Annotated in this window: 5 protein-coding genes and 1 pseudogene; 1 reads left to right on the top strand and 5 read right to left on the bottom strand. The window is 58.1% G+C overall.

Going from position 1 to position 5165, the window contains the following annotated elements; all coding sequences use genetic code 11:
• From QZY07_RS17870 to clpS, 4 genes and pseudogenes are all read right to left on the bottom strand, one after another.
• Positions 1 to 104: pseudogene (locus QZY07_RS17870) on the bottom strand (IS1595 family transposase); the annotation flags it as partial.
• The gene (locus tag QZY07_RS17875) at positions 85 to 342 is read right to left on the bottom strand and encodes an FRG domain-containing protein (RefSeq protein ID WP_295405649.1); all 258 of its coding nucleotides are present in this window, start codon (positions 340 to 342) and stop codon (positions 85 to 87) included. The gene QZY07_RS17875 and the pseudogene QZY07_RS17870, both read right to left, overlap by 20 nt.
• A 20-nt stretch (positions 343 to 362) precedes the next feature.
• Positions 363 to 2624, bottom strand: a complete 2262-nt coding sequence (clpA, locus tag QZY07_RS17880) for an ATP-dependent Clp protease ATP-binding subunit ClpA (protein ID WP_295405651.1) — start codon at positions 2622 to 2624, stop codon at positions 363 to 365.
• A gap of 67 nt (positions 2625 to 2691) precedes the next feature.
• Positions 2692 to 3015: an ATP-dependent Clp protease adapter ClpS gene (gene clpS / locus QZY07_RS17885; protein WP_295405653.1), complete on the bottom strand. Its 324-nt coding sequence runs from the start codon at positions 3013 to 3015 to the stop codon at positions 2692 to 2694.
• Positions 3016 to 3296: 281 nt separating this feature from the next.
• Here clpS and cspD point away from each other — a divergent pair, with 281 nt between their 5' ends.
• Entirely contained in the window at positions 3297 to 3503 is a 207-nt protein-coding gene (gene cspD / locus QZY07_RS17890) for a cold shock domain-containing protein CspD (protein ID WP_295405656.1), read from the top strand.
• Positions 3504 to 3625: 122 nt separating this feature from the next.
• Here cspD and icd read toward each other — a convergent pair whose 3' ends face one another.
• Positions 3626 to 4882 (bottom strand): NADP-dependent isocitrate dehydrogenase, encoded by a 1257-nt coding sequence (gene icd / locus QZY07_RS17895; protein ID WP_295405658.1) that lies wholly within the window; start codon positions 4880 to 4882, stop codon positions 3626 to 3628.
• Positions 4883 to 5165 lie beyond the last annotated feature (283 nt).

Raw genomic sequence — 5165 nt, forward strand, 5'->3', positions numbered from 1 at the left:
GGGTCGTCTGGGAACATTTCGACAAACTCACGGTAACTGCGCGGGTAGTCGCGCCCTGCCACCAAGGTCGGGTATATGGATTGGTCAGTAGGATTCACCCCCACATCTTGCGACAGGAGGCACTAACCGACTACCCCCCTTGCGGAAATTGCGTAGCAGGTGTCGTTCCAGTTGGGCGTAGCCGCCGCCGAGACGCATCAGGGTGGTCTCCAGCGGATAGTTCGCGTCGGACAGACCCCGGAAGGCATAGCGCGAGCGATAGCGGCCAATCTCCGGCACCCAGGAATCGGCGAAGAGCACATCCTGGATTTCAGCCCAGGACGTGACCCGGATCGGATTCATGACGGCGCGCTGAACGAGACTTACAGCCTCCGCCTTTCTCCATTAAGCTCAAAGGCAAGTTCGCTGTTTTCCACGCAGACGCGGACCGCACCGCCGCCCACCAGTTCGCCGAACAGCAATTCGTTGGCGAGCGGTTTCTTGATGTGATTCTGGATCACGCGGGCCATGGGACGCGCGCCCATCTTGGGGTCATAGCCCTTCTCGGCGATCCAGCGACGGGCTTCGGCATCGACGCTCAGGCTGACCTTCTTCTCTTCCAGTTGCTGTTCCAGTTCGAAAACGAACTTATCGACCACGCTGCGGATGGTTTCCTCGCCTAGCGAGCCGAACTGGACGACGGCGTCGAGTCGGTTGCGGAATTCGGGCGAGAAGTAGCGCTTAAGTGCCTCCAGACCGTCGGTCGAATGATCCTGTTCGGTGAAACCAATGGAGCGGCGCGCGGTTTCCTCAGCGCCAGCGTTGGTAGTCATGACGAGCACCACGCTGCGAAAGTCCGCCTTGCGCCCGTTGTTATCGGTGAGTGTGCCGTGGTCCATTACCTGCAACAGCAGGTTGAAGACATCCGGATGCGCCTTTTCGATCTCATCGAGCAAGAGCACCGAATGCGGATGCTTGTTGATCTGCTCGGTCAGGAGTCCGCCCTGATCGAAGCCGACATAACCGGGCGGCGCGCCGATCAGACGCGAGACGGTGTGCCGCTCCATATACTCCGACATATCGAAACGCAGCAGTTCCATCCCGAGAATGCGGGCCAACTGGCGTGTGACTTCGGTCTTGCCAACGCCGGTGGGTCCGGTGAAGAGGAAGGAGCCGATGGGCTTGCCCTCGTTGCCCAGCCCTGAGCGATTCATGCGGATTGCCGAGGTCAGTGCGTCGATGGCGGGATCCTGACCATAGACCACCATCTTGAGATCGCGATCCAGGTTCTTCAGCGATTCGGTATCGGACACCGAGACGCGCTTGGAGGGGATGCGCGCCATCTTGGCGACGATGGCCTCGACATCCGCCACGTCGATCCGTTTCTTGCGCTTGGCCGGACTCTTTAGTTGCACATGAGCGCCGGCCTCGTCGATCACGTCGATCGCCTTGTCGGGCAGGTGGCGATCGTTGATATAGCGGCTGGACAGTTCGGCGGCGGCGCGCAGGGCCGGATTGGTGTAGGTGACCTGATGATGTTCCTCGAAGCGGGACTTGAGCCCCTTGAGGATCTCGAACGTCTCGTCGATCGAGGGTTCGTCCACGTCGATCTTCTGGAAGCGCCGCGCCAGCGCCCGGTCTTTCTCGAAAATCCCGCGATATTCCTGATACGTAGTCGAGCCGATGCAACGCAGATCGCCGGAGGCCAGCACCGGCTTGATCAGATTCGAGGCGTCCATGACCCCGCCAGAGGCCGATCCCGCACCGATGATGGTGTGGATTTCATCGATGAAGAGAACGGCGTGCGGTTGGCGCTTGAGTTGCGCCAGCACCGCTTTCAAACGTTTCTCGAAGTCGCCGCGATATTTGGTACCAGCGACCAGTCCGCCGAGATCCAGCGCATAGATCACGGCGTTGCTCAGCACCTCGGGCACCTGACCGTCGACGATCATCTTGGCCAAACCCTCGGCGATCGCGGTCTTGCCCACGCCGGCCTCGCCCACGAACAAGGGGTTGTTCTTGCGGCGCCGGCACAGGATCTGAATGGTGCGCTCCACCTCATTGGCCCGACCGATCAGCGGATCGATGCGCCCCTGACGCGCCATCTCGTTCAGGTTGGAGGCAAAGCTTTCGAGCGGGCTGGAGCCTTCCTTTTCCTCGCCACGCACCTCGTCCGGCTCGCCTGGCGCGTCATCTTCCTGATTCTCGCCCGGCACCTTGGAAATGCCGTGCGAGATGTAATTGACGACGTCGAGCCTAGTGACATCCTGCTGATTGAGAAAATACACCGCCTGGGAGTCCTGTTCGCTGAAGAGCGCGACCAGGACATTTGCCCCCGTCACCTCTTTCTTGCCGGCGGACTGAACATGGAACACGGCACGCTGAAGCACCCGCTGAAAGCCAAGCGTGGGCTGAGTATCGCGCTCCTCCTTCGCGGGGATCAGTGGCGTGGTCTCGTCGATAAAGGCCGCAATTTCCCGACGCAGCCGATCCGAGTCCAACCCGCATGCCCGCAGAACCTTAGCCGCAGTCGGATTATCGAGCAGCGACAGCAGCATGTGCTCCACGGTCATGTATTCGTGGTGTTTGGCGCGCGCCTCCTTGAAGGCCCGGTTCAGTGTAAATTCGAGTTCTTTGCTCAGCATCGGCCTGTTCCAAGCGGGGGTTTAGGAAACCATAACACTGTGCCGCACTGCGGTCTTCAAACAGCGCCTACGCCTCTTCCATAGTACACATCAGCGGATGCTGATTGCTGCGCGCGTAATCGTTCACCTGCGCGACCTTGGTCTCGGCGATATCCTTAGTGAAGACGCCACAGACGCCAACACCGCGGGTATGCACATGAAGCATGACCTGGGTCGCTTTTTCCTGGTTCATCCCGAAGAATATCTCAAGAACGAGCACCACGAACTCCATTGGAGTGTAATCGTCGTTCAATAACAGAACTTTGAACAAGGGCGGACGCCGTAATTTGGGTCTGGCCTCTTGGACGGTCAGCCCGGATTCGCGTTCATCCCCTGGTATATCGTCACTCATGATCTCGAATTCTAGTCAAAAAATTACAGTCCGCGATGCAGTTATCGGTTCGCGCGACAAACGCCCGGATTCACGAGACTCCGCGTGTTCACAGGAACGATCGACGTGCAAGCCGTTGTGAAAGAGCAGAAAATAGACCTGGCCATAGAGCCAGTTTGACCAGCGAAATCAACTCACTATACTACTGAGTTGTGGTGCCGCTCGCCGGATTCAAGGTACGGTACCAGACAACAATAAACACCATCAATAACAAGACCTAAAACCCTTGGAGGAGTGCGCCAATGATTACCGGTGTCGTCAAATGGTTCAATAACGCAAAAGGCTACGGTTTCGTGCAACCCGAAGGACGCGACGAGGATGTTTTCGTCCACTTTTCGTCAATCGACATGGATGGCTACAAGACGTTGCGAGAGGGACAAAAGGTCGAATTCGAGTTGAGTCAGGGGCCCAAGGGATTGCACGCGGCCAATGTCCATCATGTCAGTTGATGTTTTTAAATTGCATTTAAAACACCCCATTAATTTACCATGATCGGGCTTGTGTCAAGGTCATTAGCCTTGGCACAAGCCATCCCGCCGATTCGCGACCATCGCTTCGCGCCAGAATCCACCTACATCTTGCCGATCACCGCCTCCCCAAAGCCCGAGCAACTCAGCTTGGTCGCGCCATCCATGAGTCGATCCAGATCATAGGTCACGGTCTTGGCCGCGATCGCGCCCTCCACGCCCTTGATGATCAGATCAGCCGCCTCGACCCAGCCCAGGTGACGCAGCATCATCTCGGCCGAGAGAATGAGCGAGCTGGGATTAACCTGATCCTTGCCGGCATACTTGGGCGCGGTACCGTGCGTCGCCTCGAACATCGCCACCGAGTCGGATAGATTCGCGCCGGGCGCCATGCCGATGCCACCGACCTGGGCCGCCAGCGCGTCGGAGATATAGTCGCCGTTCAGGTTCAGGGTCGCGATCACGGAATAATCCTTCGGACGCAGCAGGATCTGTTGCAGGAAGGCATCGGCGATCACGTCCTTGACGACAATCTCGGTTCCGGTTTTGGGATTCTTGAAGCGGCACCAGGGTCCGCCGTCGATCTCGGTCGCCCCAAACTCGGACTTGGCAAGATCGTAGCCCCACTGCTTGAAGGCCCCCTCGGTGAACTTCATGATGTTGCCCTTGTGCACCAGGGTCAGCGACGGACGATCATTATCGATGGCGTATTGGAGCGCCCGACGCACCAGACGTTCCGTACCCTCGCGCGAGACTGGCTTGATGCCGATCCCAGAGGTGTCGGGGAAGCGGATCTTGGTCACGCCCATCTCGTTGCGCAGAAAATCGATGATCTTTTTGGCCTCGGGCGTCCCTTCCTGCCACTCGATGCCGGCATAGATGTCTTCAGAATTCTCGCGGAAAATCACCATGTCGGTGTGCTGAGGCTCCTTCAAGGGACTCGGCGTGCCGCTGAAATAACGCACCGGGCGCAGACAGACATAGAGGTCCAGTTGCTGGCGCAGGCTGACGTTGAGCGAACGGATGCCGCCACCGACTGGCGTCGTCAATGGCCCCTTGATCGACACGACGAAATCCTTGACCGCCGCGAGCGTCTCCTCGGGCAGCCAGACATCCTCGCCATAGGTGAGGGTCGACTTCTCGCCGGCGTAGATTTCCATCCATTGGATCTGGCGCAAGCCCCCATACGCCTTCGCGACCGCCGCATCGACCACTGAACACATCACGGGCGTGATGTCGATGCCAATGCCGTCACCTTCGATATAAGGAATAATTGGCTGGTTGGGGACGTTCAGCGAGAGGTCGGCATTGACCTGGATCTTCTCGCCGGTTGCCGGAATCTGGATTTTTTCGTAGGCCATGGGTGCTATTCTCTTGGATTTTTTGGAGGATCGCCACAAAAACGTCATCCTACCACCGAGCCCCAGCGTTGCGCAGACCGAAGACGCCGTGTTTCACCACCATGTTCTAACCCGGATTATTCAGAAAATCGGGCGACACTCGTTTAACTCACGTTTCGGAGTTGAAGTTCGCCATGGCGATCGTCTCAGACCTCCATAGAATCAGTCTCTGCGCCCTCCAATTGGAGGGTGAACTCATCGAGTTGCAGTGCCTGAACGAAGAAGCGCTGCACCTGCTCATCGA

This window comes from uncultured Thiocystis sp., assembly GCF_903866365.1.
Taxonomy (GTDB): domain Bacteria; phylum Pseudomonadota; class Gammaproteobacteria; order Chromatiales; family Chromatiaceae; genus Chromatium.

What these genes read in the sequence shown, in the direction of transcription:
- cspD (WP_295405656.1), top strand. Translation starts at nt 3,297, where the DNA reads ATGATTACCGGTGTCGTCAAATGGTTCAATAACGCAAAAGGCTACGGT.
- QZY07_RS17875 (WP_295405649.1), bottom strand. Translation starts at nt 342, where the DNA reads ATGAATCCGATCCGGGTCACGTCCTGGGCTGAAATCCAGGATGTGCTC.
- clpA (WP_295405651.1), bottom strand. Translation starts at nt 2,624, where the DNA reads ATGCTGAGCAAAGAACTCGAATTTACACTGAACCGGGCCTTCAAGGAG.
- icd (WP_295405658.1), bottom strand. Translation starts at nt 4,882, where the DNA reads ATGGCCTACGAAAAAATCCAGATTCCGGCAACCGGCGAGAAGATCCAG.
- clpS (WP_295405653.1), bottom strand. Translation starts at nt 3,015, where the DNA reads ATGAGTGACGATATACCAGGGGATGAACGCGAATCCGGGCTGACCGTC.